The organism is Desulfonatronovibrio magnus (assembly GCF_000934755.1).
Lineage (GTDB): Bacteria > Desulfobacterota > Desulfovibrionia > Desulfovibrionales > Desulfonatronovibrionaceae > Desulfonatronovibrio > Desulfonatronovibrio magnus.
Genome location: NZ_KN882175.1, coordinates 449419 through 470059 on the forward strand (window position 1 = coordinate 449419; position 20641 = coordinate 470059).

Below are 20641 nucleotides of genomic sequence, written 5' to 3' on the forward strand. Positions count from 1 at the left end.
GCCAGGCCGTCACAATCGGGTTTTAACTCCAAAATAGTTATGACATACAGCTCGAATTTATAGTTTTCAGAAACGCGTAATGCTCCCCAATTGCATGCTGTGACCGGGCTTAACAGTCAAAACCAAGGAGAAATTATGATTGTAAGGATATGTGAAACCGGTAAAGCCAGTTCATTTATTACCAAACTCAAGGAAGTGGAAAAGCATCCCCAGGTAAAAGCCATAATGATACTTGCCTGTGATGCAAACGGCTTCACACCGGAATCTGTTGACCAGGCTCTTAAAGACTGCCCCCATCCTGTTATGGGTGGAATATTTCCCCAGATTATTGCCAATGCCGAAAATATGGAAAAAGGCACCGTCATTGCCGGTTTTTTTCATGACATGAAATGCTCTGTTGTCCAGGGCCTTAGTAATAATGATCTGGATCTGGATGACGCTGTTTCCGAATCTCTCGACGGCATTGACTGCGTGGGCAAAACCATGTTTGTTTTTGTAGATGGTCTGAGTACGCGCATCAGCGCTTTCATAGAAGGGATGTTTAATAATATCGGACTTATGCCCAACTATATTGGCGGAGGAGCAGGATCTCTTTCCTTTGAGCAGAAACCATGCCTTTTCAGCAGCGAGGGCCTTCTGATGGATGCCGCCATTCTGGGAGTTTCAGATGTTGCCAGCGGCATAGGCGTTGCCCATGGCTGGCATCCTGTGTCCAAAGCCATCAAGGTCACCCAGTCTGAGAAAAACAAGGTAATTTCCCTGAACTGGGAACCTGCCCTTCAAGTATACTCCAAAACCATCGAGGAACATTCAGGGTCATCTTTTGCTGACCAGGATTTTTTTGACATAGCCAAGGCTTACCCTCTCGGCATTGTCAAGTTAGACACTGAAATGGTGGTCAGAGACCCCATAATGACTGAAGACAACAGTCTTGTGTGCGTGGGAGAAGTGCCTGAAGGTTCTTTTGTGTATATTCTGCATGGTAATATGGAGTCTCTTATCCAGGGTGCTGTGCAAGCCAGAGATGCAGCAGTTGCCGACTATTCAAATCATGGCGATTCATCATTCTTCTTTATGGACTGCATATCCCGGGTACTCTTTATGGGCCAGTCTTTTGAAAATGAGTTGCAGGCTGTAAGCACTGGCAGTTTTTTGTTCGGCGCTCTGACCCTTGGAGAAATTGCCAATACAGGCGACTCTTATCTTGAATTTTATAATAAAACAGCTGTCGCTGGAATTCTAAACGATCCACTTAGCGGTTAGCTTTAAAACTAGTCGGGGAAGTATCCCCTGTTGTGAGTATTCACAGGCAAGCCCCGAGCCAGAACTGTGAGCAACTGAAAAGGTAGTGAGCATTATGCGCGATGATCTGTATAAAGAAGTTCTCCTGGAAATAGCTCTTTCCATCAGTGGAGAATTTGACCTTAAAGCCCTTCTCAAAAAGTGCCTGCCTCTTTTTCTGCGCAAACTGGACTGCACCGCCGCAGGTATCTACACTCATGGCCAGGATACCCCTGAACTGAAAATGATTATGCCCATGGCCATGAAATCCAGCGAGGCCATACAGCAACACGTGGCAAAATTCAGCCGGGATATTCTCCAGGACCCGGTTCAGGGCTGGTTTTTGTCCACGACAGACAACAGCCATTATTATTGTTTCCCCTTGAATGGATTCGGTTTTCTCATCATGGTCAAATCCTCTCCTTTTGAGCGTTACTTTATTAATGAATTTATGCCCCTGACTCGAATGCTGGCCAGAGCCTGCATATCATGCGGGGAAGTACAGAAAAGAATTGAGGCGGAACAGGGGCTTATGCGACAAAAGGCCCACTTTGAATCATTGTTTACCAACACCAATGATGCCATGGTCTATTTTGATAATAAAAACAGGATTTTTAATATTAACTCCCAGTTTACAACCATGTTCGGTTATGATGCCCGGGAAGTCATGGGGCAGGACATTAACAAAGTAGTTGATCCGCACCACAGGGAACATGAATATGGTTCTGAGCGCATCCTGGCAGGTAAAACCGTTGAGATGGAGGCCACAAGGTACACCAGGACCGGACAGCCTAGACAGGTTTTACTCAAGGGTGGTCCGGTCATGGTCAACCAGACAATAGTTGGCGGTTATGCCATTTATTCTGACATCAGCCACCGCAAGCAGGCTGAACAAAAGCTGATTCAGGCCAAAGAGGCAGCTGAAGCAGCCTCGAGAGCCAAAAGCGACTTTCTGGCAAATATGAGCCATGAAATCAGAACTCCCCTCAACGGGGTGGTGAGCATGATGAATATACTCAGTGAAACCAGTCTGAGTGCCGAACAGCGTGAATACGTTGACATGGCTGTTGTTTCTGCTGATTCCCTGCTGGGCATCATTAATGATATCCTGGACTTTTCCAAAATTGAGGCCGGCAAACTGGAACTTGTGGAAAGATCATTTGATTTGGAGCAGGAAGTCAACAGAGTTATGTCCATCATGTCCGGAAGGGTCAGGAACTCGGAGGTGGAACTTTTAATTAGCTACGATATCCATGCTCCGAGGATGGTCAAAGGTGACAATCTTCGACTGAGGCAGATATTGTTCAACCTTGTAGGGAATGCTGTCAAGTTCACAGAAAAGGGACACATTCTGCTGGAAATCAAATGCCTTGAACAAAGCTCTCAAAATGCGCGCCTTAAATTTCTTGTCCGGGATACAGGCATAGGCATACCTCCACAAAAACAGGAAGAAATATTCGAACATTTTACCCAGGCTGACTATTCTTCCACTCGCCGGTTTGGGGGCACAGGACTGGGACTTGCCATAAGCAGGCAACTTGTGAATATAATGGGTGGAGAACTCAAGGTCACGAGCAGTCCTGAACAAGGCTCGGATTTTTATTTTGAACTGGACCTTCCTCTAACCGACCCGACAGAAAGTCCTGCCCATGTCTCTCTCAAGGGTCTTACAGCTCTTATTGTTGATGACAACCCTGTCAACCTGAGAATATTGAGTGAATATCTAAAAAGCTGGGAAATGGAATATTTTTCAGCTGACAGTGCTGAAAAAGCCCTTGAGCTTCTTGAAGACAGCAGCAAAAGTAATAAAGATATCCATATAATTATTACAGATCATGGCATGTCGCCTGTTGATGGACTTGAGCTTGCTTCCCGCATAAAAAGTAAAAGCCAGTGGAAAGACATTCCCATGATTGGATTAAGCTCCTTCTGGGGCCAGGTGAAACCACAGGCTTTTTATGATCAGGGATTTCAATCCTTTTTGCCCAAACCCACCAACCGTTCCGACCTGTTGGAAAGCATTCAATGCTCGTTGAGTGGTGCTTGCGAAGTTGAAACAGACCAAACCACTGTTAGACCACAGAGCGTATCCCCTGCCGGCAATCCTGAGTTACAGTCATGCGACTTTAAACTGAACAAGGTTCTGCTGGTGGAGGACAACCATATTAACCGCAAATCAGTTATGATAATGCTGAGAAACAATGCGCAGGAGATTATCACTGCTGAAAATGGACAGCAGGCAGTTGAACTTTTTAAGCAGCACTCCTTTGACGTTATTTTGATGGATATTCAAATGCCGGTAATGGATGGTTTCCAGGCTGCCAGGCTTATCAGGCAAATAGAAAAGGAACATTACCTGGCAGGCCCGAGCAAGACCGAATTCAGCAGCGAGACAGAACCTGGCAATTCCCTGGCTGAACAGGCACCCCTCCAGGTTCCTATTATCGCTCTTACAGCCAATGCCATGGCCGGAGACCGGGAAAAATGCATTGAATCCGGCATGACTGACTATACCACCAAACCAGTTTCCAAAAAAATACTATTTAAGACCATAAGCAGACATCTACCTTGCCAGGCCTCATTTTCTCAAGTTCAAGTATCTAAATCTAAATCTGAATCTGAGCCCGTACGGTCTTCTCCGCAGGAAAACTATGACCTGGAGTCTGCACAAGCTATTGAGCCTGAACTACAAAAGACTCAAACCGGCGATCACAACATGGTCTTCAACCACATGGAGTTCATGGAAAGATATGAGCATGACCTGAGCATTGCCCATGATATAATGACAGATTTTTTTGAAGATTTGCCAGGTGCTGTATCGCGTATTAAAGAAGGTAAGGATGCCGCTGATGATACTGAAACCGAAAGAGCAGCACACAAGCTCAAAGGTTCAGCAGTTTACGCAGGTGCTGAAATCATAAGTAATGTGTGTGAGAACATAATGTGGCATGCCCTGCTCAAGGAGTGGGACGATGTCAACAATGAACTGCAGACACTCCAGAATGAAATCCAGATTTTCAAAAAACAGGTTGGAGATTTTTTTGAGAATCAGGGCATGAAACTGGAGATATAGACCATTATTCACAAATAAACCTTGCAACAAGGAGTTCAAACATGAAAACATCAAGACGAAACTTTTTTCAAAGCCTGGGCCTGACCATTGGTGGCATTGGACTTACTGCAGCAGCAGGAGGTGTATCAACAGCTGGAGCTGAAGAACCGGCCAGGGAGAAAAAACAGGGGCCGGGCAAGGTGGGGGTTGAGTGGCTCGGGCACGGCAGTTTTTTATTTGTATCCAGCGAGGGAAAAAGAATACTCTTCGATCCCTGGATTGCCACCAATCCATCCTGTCCTGGCAAATATAAAAGGAAAGGCAGTTTTGAAAACATCGACTACATTATCTGGACCCATGGTCATGTGGATCACTTCATGCTGGGTGATGCCCAGGATCTCATAGGCGACTACAATCCCAAAATTATTGCCCCCTGGGAACTGAGTTTTTTTATCAAAAGCGAGATTCCTCAGGCCAACACCTTGACTTTTACACTTGGCAACAAGGGCGCTACTTCAGATTTCGACGGAATCGGCATATCCATGGTTGAAGCCTTTCATTCCGCCGGAGCCCAGCTCACCGGTTTTGAAGGAACCAACCGGTTTGTAGGGGAACCTGTTGGCTATGTTTTTGAGTTTGAAAATGGTCTTACCCTGTATCATTCCGGAGACACCTCCCTTATGTCCGACATGAAAACCGTAATTGGCGATTACTACAAGCCTGATATCTCCATTCTGCCCATGGGCGGGGTGTTCACCATGGGACCTTCCGAGGCAGCGCACGCCTGTTCCATGATCAATTCCAAGCTTGTCATTCCTGAACATTACGCCACTTTTCCGGTTCTTGAGCCCAATGCAGAGAGGTTTAAGCAGGAAGTGGAAAAGCGAGCTCCCGGTGTAGAAGTTCTGGAACTGCAACCAGGCAAGATGGTCAGTTTGTCATAACTTGTTGTCTTCATATGTCAAAACAACCCCTGGGGCGAACCCGCGTGTTCGCCCTCAAACCAAAACCATTTTGCAACTTTTGGAGAAGCAGATGTCCGATCAAGCGGAAACAGGCGCATTTAAAATGCGCGTAAGCATTTTTCAGAAAATCATCATCCCTGTTCTGGCGCTGCTTCTTCTGGCCATGGGTGTGGCCACTTACATAGGCATCAACTTAGAAAGCAAAGCCCTCAAGGAACAGCTCAAAGAATCCGTCAAAACAACTGCCATGACCACAGCCACAATTTCCCGTAATGCCTTTAATTCTCTCAACTGGATTTATCTCGAAGAGTTTCTGCACGGAATTGATCCTGCCGGTTCTGGCGGCATTATCTCTGCCAAGCTGGTCAATGCTGATGGGGAAGTATATATGGCTCATGACCGGGAATATTACGGGACAACTATGGACCCTGAACTGCTTTCCAGTGACCTGACAATCCATGAAGATTATTTTTTTCAAGACTATGATATAAATGGGCTTTTAATAGTTTACCCCGTGCAGATCGGCCAGCAGCAATGGTATGTTTTTCTTGGAGCATCCCTTGCACATGTGGAAGAGGCAATAAATGAACTAATCAAGCGTTCAGTACTGTGGTCCATGATCATTGTGGTTCTGGCCACCATAGCCATTGCCTTCATCATTCGAACTATAGTCCGGCCAATTTCTTCTCTTGTTAAGTCAGTGAATAGAATTTCAAAAGGCGACCTGGAACATGAGACTGAAGTAACCTCAAAAGATGAAATCGGACTCTTGTCTCATGAATTCAACAAAATGGTCAAAAATCTGCGATCTGCCCGGGCTGATCTTGAAAATTCCATGCGTGAACTCGAAATTACCAACCAGCAGCTCGAGGAGGAAACCGCCCAGGCCAAGCGTCTCGCTGTGGCCGCCCAGCAGGCCAGTAAAGCCAAGAGTGAATTCCTGGCCAATATGAGCCATGAGATCAGAACTCCCCTCAACGGAGTAGTCAGTATGCTGAGCCTTGTGGAAGAGACTGAACTCAGTTCTGAGCAGGAAGAATACGTAAAAATGGCTGCCATGTCTTCTGAAACACTGCTGGCCATTATTAACGACATCCTTGATTTTTCCAAGATTGAAGCCGGCAAGCTGGAATTGACCGAAAGAGAATTTGACCTGGAAAATGAAGTGGCGGATCTTCTGTCAGTGCTGGCAGGCAAAGCAGGGGAAAAGAAACTGGAAGTGCTCATGCACTATGACTTTGATGCTCCAAGATTTATCAAGGGAGACAATCTGCGACTCAGGCAGGTGCTGTTCAATATTGCAGGCAATGCAGTAAAGTTTACAGACCAGGGCCATGTCCTGCTGGAGGTTAAATGTCTGCGAAGAGACCATGAGTCCGCACTCTTGAGAATCTCAGTAAAAGATACCGGCATTGGAATCGCACCGGACAAACAAAGGGAAATCTTCGAACACTTCACCCAGGCTGACTATTCATCAACCCGAAAGTATGGTGGAACCGGTCTTGGTCTGGCCATAAGTAAAGAAATTGTGAAACTCATGGGAGCAGAACTCAAGCTTGAAAGTACCCCTGGCCAGGGATCAGAATTCTACTTTGAAATCCGGTTTGAAATACCGAAGGAGCAAGCCCAGCAAACATCTGAATTTCATATGGACAACATGAAAATCCTGGTGGTGGATGACAACGAGGTCAATCAGTCCATAATATCAAGATATCTTTGCGATATTGGAGCAGAGTGCCATCTCGTGGAAAACGGCTATAAGGCCATGGTCAACCTTGAAGAAAGCATCAAGTCCGGAACCCCCTATCAACTGGCTGTAATCGACTATGCCATGCCGGGTATGGATGGGCTGGAGCTTACACAGCATATTCGCAGAAAAAAGGATTTTGATCAGATGCCCATTGTGATGCTCAGTTCATTCTGGGGACATATCCCGGCCAGGGATCTGTATGACGCTGGAGTGGACTCATATCTTCCCAAACCAGTTCGAAGAGGCCACCTTCTTCAGGCCATCCAGGGTGTGCTTGAAGGCCGCAGGGAAAAATCAGCCGGTGCTGACTCACCCCATGAACCATTGGATAGCATACACGATTCCAACACTCATGAATCCAGGAAGCAACCGGATGCTGACCAAAAATCATCCGGATCTTTGAAAATCCTTCTTGTTGAAGATAATCCTGTCAACAGAAAGTCTGTAAAGTATATGCTCAGCAAAATTACTGATAACATCGCAGTCGCTGAAAATGGACAACAGGCTGTAGAAATGTTTCAGTCACAAGATTTTGACCTCATTCTAATGGATGTGCAAATGCCGGTAATGGACGGTCTTGAGGCCACCAGGCAAATCAGAAAGATAGAAAAGACTGAAAATGCAGACATGAACAACCCCCTGACTGACTCAGATAATTCAAGTCCTGCTGGAGTGCCCATAATTGCTCTTACAGCCAATGCCATGATCGGTGACCGGAAAAAATGCCTTGAAGCGGGCATGAACGACTACCTGTCCAAGCCATTGCGCAAAAATGATCTGCTGAGTATTATTGAAGGCATGATCCCTGACATGCTGTCTGCTTCAAAAGCACAGAAACCTGGAAAGCCTGACCAGGCAATTTCTGATGAAAACTGCGATGTTCCTGAACATATGTCCATCTTTAATGAGAAGGACTTTATGACGCGCTATGAAAATGACTATGAAATTGCATCAGAAATATTAAAAGACTTTCTTGAGGATCTGCCCCTCAACCTGTCACAGATCTTGGAGTGTGTTCAGTCTGCCGACCCTGTCAGCACAGACAAGTCAGCCCACAAGCTCAAGGGATCTGCCGGTTATATAGGGGCGGAAATACTTCAGCACCTGTGCTCCTCCATCATGAAGCATGCCCGTCAGGATCATTGGGAACAGGTAAGTATCGATTCCATGCAACTTAAGGATCATGTGGAAAAATTTGTCCACGCAGCCAATGCCTTTTTAGCTCAACATAACAATTAGGCGCTTAGTGGAAATTTCAAACAAACATGTTGGTTGTTAAAAATCCTTGCTTTCATGTTTGTGGGGACAGGCACCCCGGCACTTATTTTTTATTGAGCAAGAAACAAATTAGAAAAATAAATGCCGGGAGAGCCAGTCCCCGTGCTCAATCCGTCATTCATAGGTTTACCTGAAGCTGCCCCGAAGGGGCCACTTTTTCCGTGCAAGGTCGCGGAAAAAGCTTAGTAACTTACTGTTTGAATCCTGTGGAAATAGCAAAAAAGTATTTTAATCTTGAAATAGCAACGATGCCCAGCATGCTTATTCTTCAGACTTCAGACTTCAGACTTCAGTCTTCAGCCTTTAGTCTTCAGCCTTCAGTCTGAAAAGTACGGTTATCGCCCCAACTTAACGATCTTTGTTTAAGTTGGGCTGTGGACACAGCCCTCATTAGACACATACTTAAAACTTATAACTTGCAATTAAAATACAAGGTCCCACCATGCAGGTACTAATAGCAGAAGATGACAAAATCAGTCGCAAGACTCTGGCCCTGTACATCAAAAAACTGGGCTATACCCCTTTGACAGCAGCCGACGGAGAGGAAGCTCTTCAGCTCTGGGCGGAAAACAGACCCCGCATCATCCTTACAGACTGGAACATGCCTGGACTGGACGGGGTCGAGCTGTGCACTAAGGTGCGTGAAGCGGAAATGGATGAATATACATATATTATCATGATAACGTCCCGGGATGATTCTGATGACCTGATCCACGGCTTTGAATCAGGCGTCGACGATTACCTCACCAAGCCGGTCAATAAAGCTGAGCTGGCAGTAAGGCTCAAATCCAGTGAAAGAATCTTCAGCCTGCAGAGTAAGGATACAGTCATATTTGCCATGGCCAAACTCGCGGAAACAAGAGACCCGGAAACCGGCCTGCACTTAGAACGAATCCAGAGCTACTGCAAGCTGATTTCGGAATTTCTCCTGAAAAACTCCATCTACCCTCAAGCAGTCACCAGAAGATTTATTGATGATATTTATGCCACCAGCCCGCTGCATGACATCGGCAAGGTAGGCATTCCCGACCATATCCTGCTCAAACCGGGCAGGCTGGATGAAAGGGAGTTTGAAATCATGAAAACCCACACTACCATTGGTTACGATACTCTGCGCAGCACCATTGCCCAGAATCCCAAGGCGAACTTTCTAAAAATGTCTGCTGAAATAGCAAAGTACCATCATGAAAAATGGGACGGCAGCGGTTACCCGGACGGACTTAAAGGCGAGGACATCCCCTTAGCAGCAAGAATCCTTGCTGTGGCTGATGTCTATGATGCTCTGGCATCCAAAAGAGTCTACAAGGATGCCTTTTCCCATGAAAAAACCAGGGCCATAATCACTGAAGGCAAAGGCAGCCATTTTGATCCGGCTCTGGTGGATGTTTTTCTAACTTGTCAAGACGATTTTGCCAAAGTGCTGGAAAAATTCAAAGAAGCATGACCGACAGGGGATCATCATATTGTCTCTGTTATTCAGACCAGTTATTTACTCAAGTGTTAGGGTTTTGAAAAAGTATCCCGGTAGCCTTTTAGTTCTTCCAGGGCACCAAGCAAATCCGTTGTCAGTCCCGCGACGCTGTGATGATCACCGTCTTTGACAGCAGAGTCCAGTTGCACTGCGAGGTATTCAGCCCTGTCCGCCCCGAGAAGCCCAAGAGATCCCTTGAGGGAATGAGCGGTTTTTCCAAGTTCCTGAACCTGATTGGCAACAGAATGTTTTTGCAGACTTTCCATATACCTACTCATGTCCCGTTCCAAAAAACTGGAAAACATCTTGTTCCAGAACTGCTCATCACCTGAAAAACGCAAACGAACTATATCAGGATTGATTATTTCATAATGATTATATTTATGTTTTGTATCTTTTGAAGACAAGCCGGAATCCTGAGATCTTTCAGAAGATAACGCCAGCAATCTGGACATTTCCTGAAACAGCTCACCTTCATTAACCGGCTTGGAAACAAAACCATCCATGCCTGATTTAAGAAACTTTTCCCTGTCTTCTGCCATGGCATAAGCTGTTAAAGCAATAATGGGCGTCCTGGACCCTCTGCCTTGCATCTGGGAGTTGTTGTCACTTTGTGCCTGATGCTCTTTTTCAAATGCAGGACTATGGTCATCTTCAATTTCTCTTATCTGCCTGGTTGCTTCAACACCATCAATCTGAGGCATCTGGATATCCATTAAAATAATGTCGTACTTCTTTTCCCTGAACCTCTGAACTGCTGTGCTGCCATTATCAACAATATCTGCTGTGCATCCCATGCGCTTCAAAATAAACTCAATATAATGCTGATTAACCTGGACATCTTCGGCCACCAGCACCTTCAAAGGCATTTCAAACTGTCCATCCCTGGTCAGCTTGAGCTCTGATCCTGGTACGGATCTATCAAAAGCCTGTTGCTGAGTATCTGATTCAGGCAATATAAAGCTCAGATGGAAGCTGAAAATACTCCCGTATCCTGGTTCGCTCTGTACTTCAATCTTTCCTCCCATAAGCTTTACAAGCTTGTTGGATATGCTGAGCCCCAGTCCGGTACCCTGTTTGCTTTTACTGTATGAAATGTCTGCCTGAGAAAAACTTTCAAAAAGCCGGGGCATAAACTCAGCATTGATGCCAACACCAGTATCCTCGACCTCAAAAACAAGTTCCGCTTTTGCTCTGGAGATATTTCTTGAAGACAGTCTAACATTAACCTCGCCCTGGGGCGTGAATTTTATGGCGTTGTTGATAAGGTTGCGCAGGACCTGACTTATCCGATGTGCATCTCCTATTAGAAAACGGGGTACGTCGTCAGCAATCCAGCTTTTAAGCTCAATATTTTTTTCACGGGCCTGGAAAGAGTAGAGACTGACCGCCTTATCCAGCAAAGCTGCAATGTCAAACTGCTCACTGCATATTTCAAGCTTTCCGGCCTCCACCTTGGACAGATCCAGTATGTCATCAATGATCTGCTTCAGAGAATTGGCTGAATCTAAGGTCATGTTGATGATTTTTTGGGACTCTTCATCTCGGGTCAAAGCAGACATCATTTCCAGGGCCCCCATAATACCCGCCATGGGCGTGCGTATTTCATGGCTCATATTGGCCAGAAATTCACTCTTGGCCCTGCTGGCCTTTTCAGCCTCATCCCTTGCCTTGACCAGATCCTGTTCAATGGCTTTTTCCTCTGTTTTATCAGCAAGGTATCCATGCCAGATCACTGTATTATCCGACATCTTTTCCGGTCTGGCTATGCCTTTCAGGTACCTTTCTCCTTTTGCAGGAAGATTGACCCAGTACTCACAATGCCAGATGGATAAATTCTTTGAAGACTCCTCAATGGACTCAGCAACTCTGTCATACTCATGTGGCTGGATTCTGGAATAAACCTTGGTTGCGTCTAATCGTACCTCTTCCGGAGAGACTTCATAGACATCCCAGATACCTGCACTGGCAAAGGGAAAACAGCTGGTTCCATCAGGGTTTATCTGAAACTGGTATATTGCTCCGGGAACCTGCTCGGAAAGTTTGCTCAAAAGTCTGTCCCGGGCTGCAAGTTTTTGTTCAGCATCAACCCGGTCAGTTATGTTTCGTGCCACCGCGTAAATCATATCGTCTTCCGGCCTGGCTCTCCACTCTATCCAGCGGTATGACCCATCCTTATGCCGGTACCTGTTCACAAACTGCAGTACTTCTTTCTGCATGGACAGGTCCTTAGCTTTCTGCATCGTATCCTCCCAATCATCAGGGTGGACAAAATCCAGGAAAGGCCTGCCTTTGAGCTCTTCTACATTATATCCCAAAACATCCTCCCACTGGGGATTCAGCCTGACAAACTCACCACTTGTATTGGCAATACACAAAAGATCCAAACTGGAAGTGAAGTAATTTTCCAGCTCTTCACTTTTTTCCTTCAGTGCATATTCAGTTTTTTTTCTGTCAGTTATGTCAATTATTCCAGCCAGTGCGCCAAGGTAATTTCCATGGTCATCCATAAGTGGCGAGGCAGAGGTATAAACATAAACCGGGTATCCCTGCTTGTGCAGAAGTGTAAACTCATGCTGTTCTTTTTGTCCCTGTTTTCTGCGCTCTGATTTTTCATAATACATTTCTCTGTCCGGCTCATCGCAGAAATCAACAACCTTCTTTCCCATCATTTCATCCGGAGCATAACCGAGCATATCAGCCATTACCTGATTGACAAAAACAGTCTTTCCATTGTGATCGATCTGCCATATTCCTTCATTAAGGTTGTCCACAAGCAGACGATATCTGGACTCACTTTCAAGCAAGGCTGCTTCAGCCTGCTTCTGTTCTGAAACATCGCGAACAAGAGCTATGGCCCTGTCTTCTCCCAGTGGAGAAAATCTGCATTCGAAGCTATGAATTTTACCATGTATGGGCAATTGATACTGAATGCTCTGTAAGCTGCGGGTCCTGAACATCTCAGACATGGAACTGTTGATTTTTTCTGCCAGGTCCTTATGGATAATTTCAGCAATATTTTTGCCCATGAACTGCTCTACAGGCATGTATAGCTGTTTTTCAGATCCAGCCTTAAAATCAAGAATATCCCCTTGACTGCCAAGTACAAAAAGCAAATCCGGCACAGCATTAAGCAGGGATGAAGTATACTCGTGCTGATTCTTAAGCTGACGCATGCCTTTTATTTCTTCGGAAATATCTGTAAATACCACTGCGAAATGATACTTTTCAGGCGAAAAGGCATGCCCTTTATACCACTTGCTTAAAGGTTCGGAATACTGCTCAAAATCCTTTTGCCGCTGGTTTATGGCTATATCTCCATAAAACGATATCCAATTGAAGCCTGAAGAAAAAAAATCCGGCACACACTCTGTAATTTTCTTGTTGAGGATATTTTCCGCCTTTAGACCTGTAAGTCTTTCAAAGGCTTGATTGACCTCTAAAAAAATATAGTCCACAGGCCTGTCCTGATCATCCAGTACAATGCGGTGATAGGCATAACCGAAAGGTGAAGACTGGAGTAACCTTTTATAACTATCTTCTTTCATAATACTACCTTTGCTCAGCAGTGGCAATTCAGCCGGTCCTGAAGTCCTTAAGTTCTTCCAAACAATTTATCAGTTCCCCTGCCAGAGTCCGGGAACTGGAATGTTGACCATGCTTTGCCTCAGAATCCAGCCTCCTGGCCTGATACTCCGCCCTTTCAGCCCCAAGAAGCGCCAGCACTCCTTTAAGCTTGTGCGCAACCTTTCCCAGTTCTTCCAAGTCATCACCTTCCATGACTTCCTTAATATCCTTAATATATTCAGGTAAATCATTTTCCACAAACTCGGTGATCATTACTTTCCATAAATCCTCGTCATCAGCGTAGCGTTCCCTGATGGAATCAAAATTGATTAGAGGAGTATTTCCTTGATCTGCTGTTTCCGGATCAGGAGGCACATTAACCAGTACATTGGATATTTCCTTAAGTAATTCTTTCTCATTGACCGGTTTGGATACATATCCGTCCATGCCGGCATCAAGAAACTTCTTTTTTTCCTCAGCCATGGCGTAAGCAGTCAGAGCAATAATGGGAATGCAGCCCTTAACCGCATTTATCTCACCATATTCAGCGCAATGCTGCTCCTCCAGCTTTCTTATCTGCCTGGTTGCCTCTACTCCATCCATTTCAGGCATTTGAATATCCATCAGAATAAGGTCATATTTTTTCTGCTGATATTGTTTAACCACTTCCACTCCGTTTTGCACAATATCAGCACTGTGTCCATTTCGTTGCAGCACAAAATTAATATATTTCTGGTTAACTCTCACATCTTCTGCCACAAGAATATTTAATGGCCTTTCAAGTACAGTTGTTCTGGTGTGAATTTGTTTTGGTCCCTGATCATCTTCATCCTGCGAAGGTTGGCTTAATTCAAATTCAGGAACATCAAAAGTCAGGCTGAAGCTGAAGGTGCTGCCCTTGCCCTTTTGACTTTCAACATTGATAACACCACCCATCAACTTAACCAGATTCTGGCATATGGCCAGCCCCAGTCCTGTACCCTGGGTCTTTTTGCTGTAAGAAGCATCTCCCTGGGAAAAACTGCCAAAAAGTCTTGGCATGATCTCCTGACTGATGCCCACGCCCGTATCCTCAACCTTGAAAAAGAGCACGGACTGTGAGTCAAGGTTCTGCAAAAGATTAACCCTGACTTCCACCATTCCTTTATTAGTAAACTTGATGGCATTATTTACCAGGTTGCGCAAAACCTGGGTTAACCGGTAGCTGTCTCCAAGAAGGGTTGATGGAACATCTCTGCTCACACTGGTCTTCAGGATAATTTTTTTTTCTCTGGCCTGAAAAGAATAAAGATCATTCACCTGCTCCAGCAAACTTCGAAGATCAAAAGGCTCATGCTGCAGTGTCATGCCTCCTGCTTCGACTTTTGACAAATCAAGAATGTCATCAATTATCTGCTTCAGGGAGTTGGCTGAATCCAAGGTCATATTGATAATTTTCAGGCATTCTTTATCCTTTATTAAAGCAGACAGCATCTCAAGAGCTCCCATTATTCCAGCCATGGGTGTGCGGATTTCATGACTCATATTGGCCAGAAATTCGCTTTTAGCCATATTTGCTTTTTCAGCCTCATCCCTGGTCTGAATCAGGTCAATCTCGATGCTCTTTTTTTCGGTTATATCCATGATCAGCCCATCAATATAGGCCAGATTACCGTCATCATCAAAAACTCCCTGCGCATTTTCCTCAATCCAGCGAAGAGTACCATCTGCATGGGTTATCCTGTACATTATCGAGTATGGCTCTCTAATTTCAAGCCCGGTGGACACTATATCATTCACCAGGCTTGAATCTTCCGGATGTATTATTGCTGAGTAGGCCATATCCCTGTTGTTGATAAACATATCAGGATCATACCCGGTAATGGACTTAAAAGCATCACTTATGAACAGCATGGTCCAGTGCTCATCTTTGAGACATCTGAATATGGCACCTGGCGAATTTGCAATAAGATTGTTTATCCAGGAGTTGGCTTTTTGCAATTCTTGATTGATCTTTTGTATTCTGTCCTGAGCAAGTTTCTGCTCAGTAACATCCTTGCCCACTGACTGCAATTCCGTCACCCGTTTTTGAGAATCTAAAATGACATAGTCAGTCCACTCCTGCCATGCTTTAGTTCCATCTCTGTAAATTACGGGATGAGCATAAGTCTGCGTTGGGTTTCGAGCATTGAGCGCAGCCAGTTTTTTTAAAACGGACTCATGCTGGTCTTGAGGCAGAAAATCCAGAAACTTTCTGCCCACCAGACTTTCTGCATCCATGTTAAATGCCCTGCAATAGGCTTCATTGACAAATGTAAGAGTAGTATCAGGAAGAAACCTGCAGATCATTTCCTTCTGCGACTGAACCACAGAAGCCATACGCTGCCTCTCTGCAAACAATTCTTCTGATTGATCAACTATCTTCTGATTGAGGAAGTTTCTTCGCCTTAAAATCCATCCTGACCCTGCGGTCAGAAATCCAAGAAACACAAAGAAAGTTGCAGGCAAAACAGCTGAACCTGCCACAATTTTTCTCCACTCTCCGGCATCCAAATCCAACCCGAGAACAGCTATTATCTCTCCTGTATTATCATCAAATATGGGGACAAAGGCCGATATCCATGTTCCCCATTGATCTGTCAACGGACCTTCTACAAAGGCAATCCCGGTATCAAAAAGATCAACCAGTCTTTGAGAGGCTTCAGTGTACACTTCCCCGGGTCGAGCATGATCAATATCTGAGTCTTCAGGTTCCAGAAAAGGAGTATCCACAAGAAAATAAACCCGTCCCTGTTCATCTCTTGCCATGAGATACAGATCAAAATAAGAATAAATATCTTGTTCGTAATATTTTTCCAGCTGGAAAAACTGGCGGACAAGAGAATGGTAGGAGGGATTGAATTCATCCCTTGCGTCTCCGAACAGAGAAAAGACTTGATGAAGATCAATAGTATGCTTTATGATGGAGGCCTCAAACAGAAGATTGTCCCTGAGCTCTCTTTCTGTTTTGTGGACTGTCCACCAGGTAAAGGCAATGCCAGTCAGTAAGACCGTAATCAGGGCAGATAAAATCCAATAGCTGAAAAAAAATCGTCTGGACTTCTTGTTAGTGTCTGTCACATCAAAACCTCAAACATCATCTTTTTTGTAAACACTTTTAAACAGTGATGATGCTGACTTTTTAAATCGTTGAAAAGCCTCACTTAGATCAGCCTTGCCTGTGCTCTCCAGTCTTCTGCGGTTCAACTGGGTATGCAGTGCTGCGTCATAGGCTGAAGCCATTGTCAGACTTAATTCATGTACATTATAATGCGTTTTGTCAGAAGCAACACATACTGGAACCCATTTATCCAGCTTAAGCAGCCCCTTGTTGTACTCCAGTGCGTCCCTGATAATTCTGTCTCCGGGATTATCAGGTGACTCAGGGTCATAAGGAGGCTGCCAGGCACCCCCAAGTCTGAGGCGGTCAATATGTGTAAGCACGCCTATGAAAACGGGCTTTTTCCTGGAACGATTGGCAGGTTCCATAAAAAACGAATTGATCCTGGCATATAATGAAGTATCCAGTTCTTTGGAGGATTGACTGGCTTTGACCACCCAAAGCACCATATCGCTGTTAACAATCTGGTTCAGTATAAATTTTTCATTTTCTTCCTGTCCATCAAGACCAGGAAGATCCACAAGATGCATCACATCATATCCATCAATTCCACATCCATATGTTAATGCCCTGTCTGTGGAGGGCAGCCTGCTCACCTCTGCCCTGATGTGCCCTGTCAGGGCGTTGATGACAGCTGATTTGCCTGCGCTTACCTGACCAACCACACAGACTCGCAAAGGATGAGGATCAGGTGCGTGTTCGTCCTTATCCCTGCCTGAAAAATCTTTATCAGATTGTTCATCAAATCTGAATCTTCCGCTGTATAGATCAATAGCAACTGAAGCAACCTCCTGAAGAAATGAGGCTTTGAGTCGGAACTGCAGTTCCTGACTGACTCCGGAAAACATTTTGCCAATAATCAATCCCCTGGCTTCAGCAAGAAGTCCATAAGGTGTAAATACCCTGTATGTACGGTAAATATTCCAGATTTTACCTGCTTTTGTAGCCTTGTCCTTGTGGTCATACAGCATTTTCATGGTGGATATATTGAACTTTTCAATATATGGCACATGTTCCTTGAGAGTGATCCTGTATCTTCTGCTGACTTCCTCCATCATTTTCAGAAGCTCAATAGCTGAAAAGCTCAGCTCTTTTCTGCTGCCTTGGCCATGATACTTTTGCGCGATATACACTGCTGTTTCCCTGACATGCAGTCCCATGGACGACCAGAGGGAATTATCCCTGAGCATTGCCAGGATAAGTTCATTGACTTCCTCCCAGACTGTCAGATCAAATTCGGACCATTCCTTAGAGGGCTGCACCATGGACTCATCCACCTGCTCCAGGACTGCGGAGCCTGCTCTTCTTTTCATGAGCCAGAGCGCTGCTGCGCCAATTACAGCGCAAACACTTAAAAGCCCGGTAAAATAAAGCATATAGCCATACTTGAAAAGAGCATAGCAGCCAAAACCCACAACAACCACAACAGGCAGGATGACTGCCAGTAGAACAAGAGGTGCCAGACCAGTGGAAAGCCGGTTTAAAAAACTGAAACTATCCTTTGCCGGTTTCATTGCGGGCAGCCTCTTTAATGCCTTCAAAGGCTTTTTTGTATGTTTTCATGAGCTCTTCCCTTGAAACTTCCTCGCCTTTGCTCTTATGATAAATATATTTGCAGGCCACACGGCCTAAGGCATAAGTAGCACTGAAACTTACGACAGCTGCAGTAGCACTGCCTACAGTCTGTCCGTAACCTGGTATCAGTTTGGCAAGCTGACGGATTCCAAGCCGGACAGCAAAGTTAGCTCCAAAACCTGCTCCGAGAGCTGCGGCAAACTCGGCCATGGATCGCCTGTTCCATTCCAGACCGTATTTTTCTGCAATAAAATAGAGCATTCGGGCCTGCACAGCCGGTACCGTCACTGTACCGGTAACCGGCACTGCATCACTGGCGCCTGCTATCCCTGCATGCCACAGAATATCTTTTTTCAGCTGGACAAACAGTTTTTTCTCCAGGTCAAGATGTCCCCGGTCTTCCATTAGCTCTGATATTATGGGCATAAGATAAGATAACTTCTCGGTAAGCTTCATGATTCCAAAAGATGAACCGTCATTCAGCTCAAAATCTACCTCTACAAAGTCAAGTTTGCTCCCCCAGGCCTTTTCAACCTGATCCTGGTTGTACTTAACGCACTGAAAGCGCTCATGCTCACTTTCAATAAGACAGACAGCAGTGTGAACCACAAGTGCATGCTCAATTCGTGCATTTTTTTTGATAAGACTAAGTGCTTTAAGCACATGGCTCTGCTCAGGCTCTTCAGCCTTCATTACCACAATGAGGGCATTGGATCTGTCCTGACAGGCCCTGATATCTTCACCAGGATCATAATCAGATTCACCCAGTCCTCTGGTATCCAGAAAACGCATCAAGGGTTTGTCCTCTGGAAAATCATAGCTCAGGGAAGTGCGGGTGCATGGCGCAAAACCATTACCTGTCTCAATCGTAGTGTTTCCTGTGACAGCCTGAATAAGGGAAGACTTTCCAGCCCCGGTCTTCCCGAGAAGCCAGAGAGTGGGCAGGGTTTGTCTATGCTTTGTAAAGGCTGCTGACAGGTCAGGCTCATTAGGAGTACTGAATATATTTTTAAAATCCGGAAAAAATTTCATGGGATTGCGTATTGTTATGGCAGGATACAAGAAGTTCATGTTTACATGCTGTGCACTTTCCCTGGAAGAAGAGTCAGTCTGCAGCATAGCAACTGTTTACCAGCTTTTTTTGATATACTTGAAACAATTTTTCGTCAATCTTTATGCAGGTAAAATCCATTAGCCAGCATAACATTACCAATGCTCAAAAATGCGACTGACTTACAAGTAACTATAATCGTTTTGCTAATAAAATCAGACGTTTATAATTTTCATACTTTTACGATTTTTGCTCATGATTGATGCACATTTGCCTGAAAAGTTCCGTCAAAGATGGGAACTTTGCGCCTGGCACAGGGACTGTCCCTCGCTGTGTAAATTTTATCCTTTAAGCAAATTTTTTCCCGGAACCAATGCAGCATCAATCTTTTTTATATTACCTCGCGGGGACTGTCCCAATTTCCAAAAAAGTGACAGACTCTTAAAGTTACTCGCAGGTTCGGTCCCGGTATTCCCGCTTCTCTTCAAGAGGTCAACCCACTTCTTGACCTCAGACACAAAAACAAGTAACCCTCAAGTGAAAATATATAAGCATCAACAGGCATGAGGCATTCATCATCATTTCTTATCAATATTATTTCAAAGCACTAGAGAGCCAAGGCGATCCAAAGTAAAGGCAATAAACTATGGACATCAAATGCTGGGGGGCCAGAGGTTCAGCCCCTGTCTCTGGAAGGGAATTTACCAGGTACGGAGGTCATACAAGCTGCCTTGGGGTCAGCGCCGGCAATCCAGCCCAGGCAGTGATGCTGGACTTTGGTTCAGGAGCCTTACCATTAGGTCACACCCTGCTTGAATATAACATCTTTGAAATTGATGTTTTCGTCACCCATTCCCACTGGGATCATATCATGGGCTTTCCTCTTTTCCCACTTATTTTTCAGCCTGAAGCCAGCATAAATTTTTACTACAACCCCAGATATCAGGGGCATCCTGAAAAACTTATCTGCCAGAGCTTGATGAAACCGCCCCACTTTCCTGTAAGATATGAAGACCTGCCATGCAGCATAAATTTCATACAAACAGACACAACTTTTAACTTTGGACCTTTCAAGGCCTCTACTATTCCACTCTCCCACCCCAATGCCGGCCTTGGCTGCAGACTGGAATACCAGGGCAAAAGCCTGGTTTTTCTTACTGACAATGAACTCGGCCTCAAAAACAAACCGGGACGTACCTATGAAGAATATGTCCACTTTTGCCATCAGGCAGACCTTCTAATTCATGACGCAGAATACCACACTATCAAAGAGTATCAGGCCGCCAGAGGATTCGGTCACTCTCTTGCCAGTGATGTAATCAGACTGGCTCACGATGCTCAAGTCCAGTCCCTGGCTTTTTTCCACCACAACCGTAATCGGACTGACAGGCAATTAGACGATTCCCTGCGCAGGCTTCAAAAGGAATTTTCCCATCTTATCAGATTTCATTTTTTTGCCTTTGCCGAGGGCCAGACCGTCAGCCTGAATTAATCCTTGACCATGGGGATGAT

10 protein-coding genes are annotated in these 20641 nt (G+C 45.1%); 6 read left to right on the forward strand and 4 right to left on the reverse strand.

The window, feature by feature from the left end; genetic code table 11:
• The first annotated feature begins 135 nt into the window (after positions 1-135).
• The 5 genes from LZ23_RS13885 (at position 136) to LZ23_RS13905 (ending at position 9770) form a co-directional block, all read left to right on the forward strand.
• Entirely contained in the window at positions 136-1263 is a 1128-nt protein-coding gene (locus LZ23_RS13885) for an FIST signal transduction protein (RefSeq protein ID WP_045215021.1), read from the forward strand.
• Positions 1264-1357: 94 nt separating this feature from the next.
• Positions 1358-4354, forward strand: coding sequence for a PAS domain-containing hybrid sensor histidine kinase/response regulator (locus LZ23_RS22750; protein WP_052507389.1), 2997 nt, complete (start codon positions 1358-1360; stop codon positions 4352-4354).
• Positions 4355-4395: 41 nt separating this feature from the next.
• Positions 4396-5277 carry a metal-dependent hydrolase gene (locus LZ23_RS13895; protein WP_052507390.1) on the forward strand — a complete coding sequence of 294 codons (882 nt, stop codon included), beginning with the start codon at positions 4396-4398 and terminating at the stop codon, positions 5275-5277.
• A gap of 91 nt (positions 5278-5368) precedes the next feature.
• Positions 5369-8287, forward strand: a complete 2919-nt coding sequence (locus LZ23_RS22755) for a response regulator (RefSeq protein ID WP_052507391.1) — start codon at positions 5369-5371, stop codon at positions 8285-8287.
• 481 nt (positions 8288-8768) lie between these two features.
• Entirely contained in the window at positions 8769-9770 is a 1002-nt protein-coding gene (locus tag LZ23_RS13905) for an HD domain-containing phosphohydrolase (protein ID WP_045215023.1), read from the forward strand.
• Between the two features lie 56 nt (positions 9771-9826).
• Here the strand turns inward: LZ23_RS13905 and LZ23_RS22760 are convergent, their stop codons facing one another.
• From LZ23_RS22760 to LZ23_RS13925, 4 genes are read right to left on the reverse strand one after another with little or no spacing between them, the layout of a single operon-like run.
• Positions 9827-13345, reverse strand: coding sequence for a PAS domain S-box protein (locus LZ23_RS22760; protein WP_052507392.1), 3519 nt, complete (start codon positions 13343-13345; stop codon positions 9827-9829).
• A gap of 28 nt (positions 13346-13373) precedes the next feature.
• The gene (locus tag LZ23_RS22765) at positions 13374-16463 is read right to left on the reverse strand and encodes a hybrid sensor histidine kinase/response regulator (protein WP_052507393.1); all 3090 of its coding nucleotides are present in this window, start codon (positions 16461-16463) and stop codon (positions 13374-13376) included.
• A gap of 9 nt (positions 16464-16472) precedes the next feature.
• The gene (locus LZ23_RS13920; RefSeq protein WP_045215024.1) at positions 16473-18017 is read right to left on the reverse strand and encodes a GTPase family protein; all 1545 of its coding nucleotides are present in this window, start codon (positions 18015-18017) and stop codon (positions 16473-16475) included.
• Positions 17998-19149 carry a YcjF family protein gene (locus LZ23_RS13925; RefSeq protein WP_198146002.1) on the reverse strand — a complete coding sequence of 384 codons (1152 nt, stop codon included), beginning with the start codon at positions 19147-19149 and terminating at the stop codon, positions 17998-18000. Before LZ23_RS13925 ends, LZ23_RS13920 begins: the two co-directional genes overlap by 20 nt.
• 626 nt (positions 19150-19775) lie before the next feature.
• Here LZ23_RS13925 and LZ23_RS13930 point away from each other — a divergent pair.
• Positions 19776-20621: an MBL fold metallo-hydrolase gene (locus LZ23_RS13930; RefSeq protein WP_045215026.1), complete on the forward strand. Its 846-nt coding sequence runs from the start codon at positions 19776-19778 to the stop codon at positions 20619-20621.
• Positions 20622-20641 lie beyond the last annotated feature (20 nt).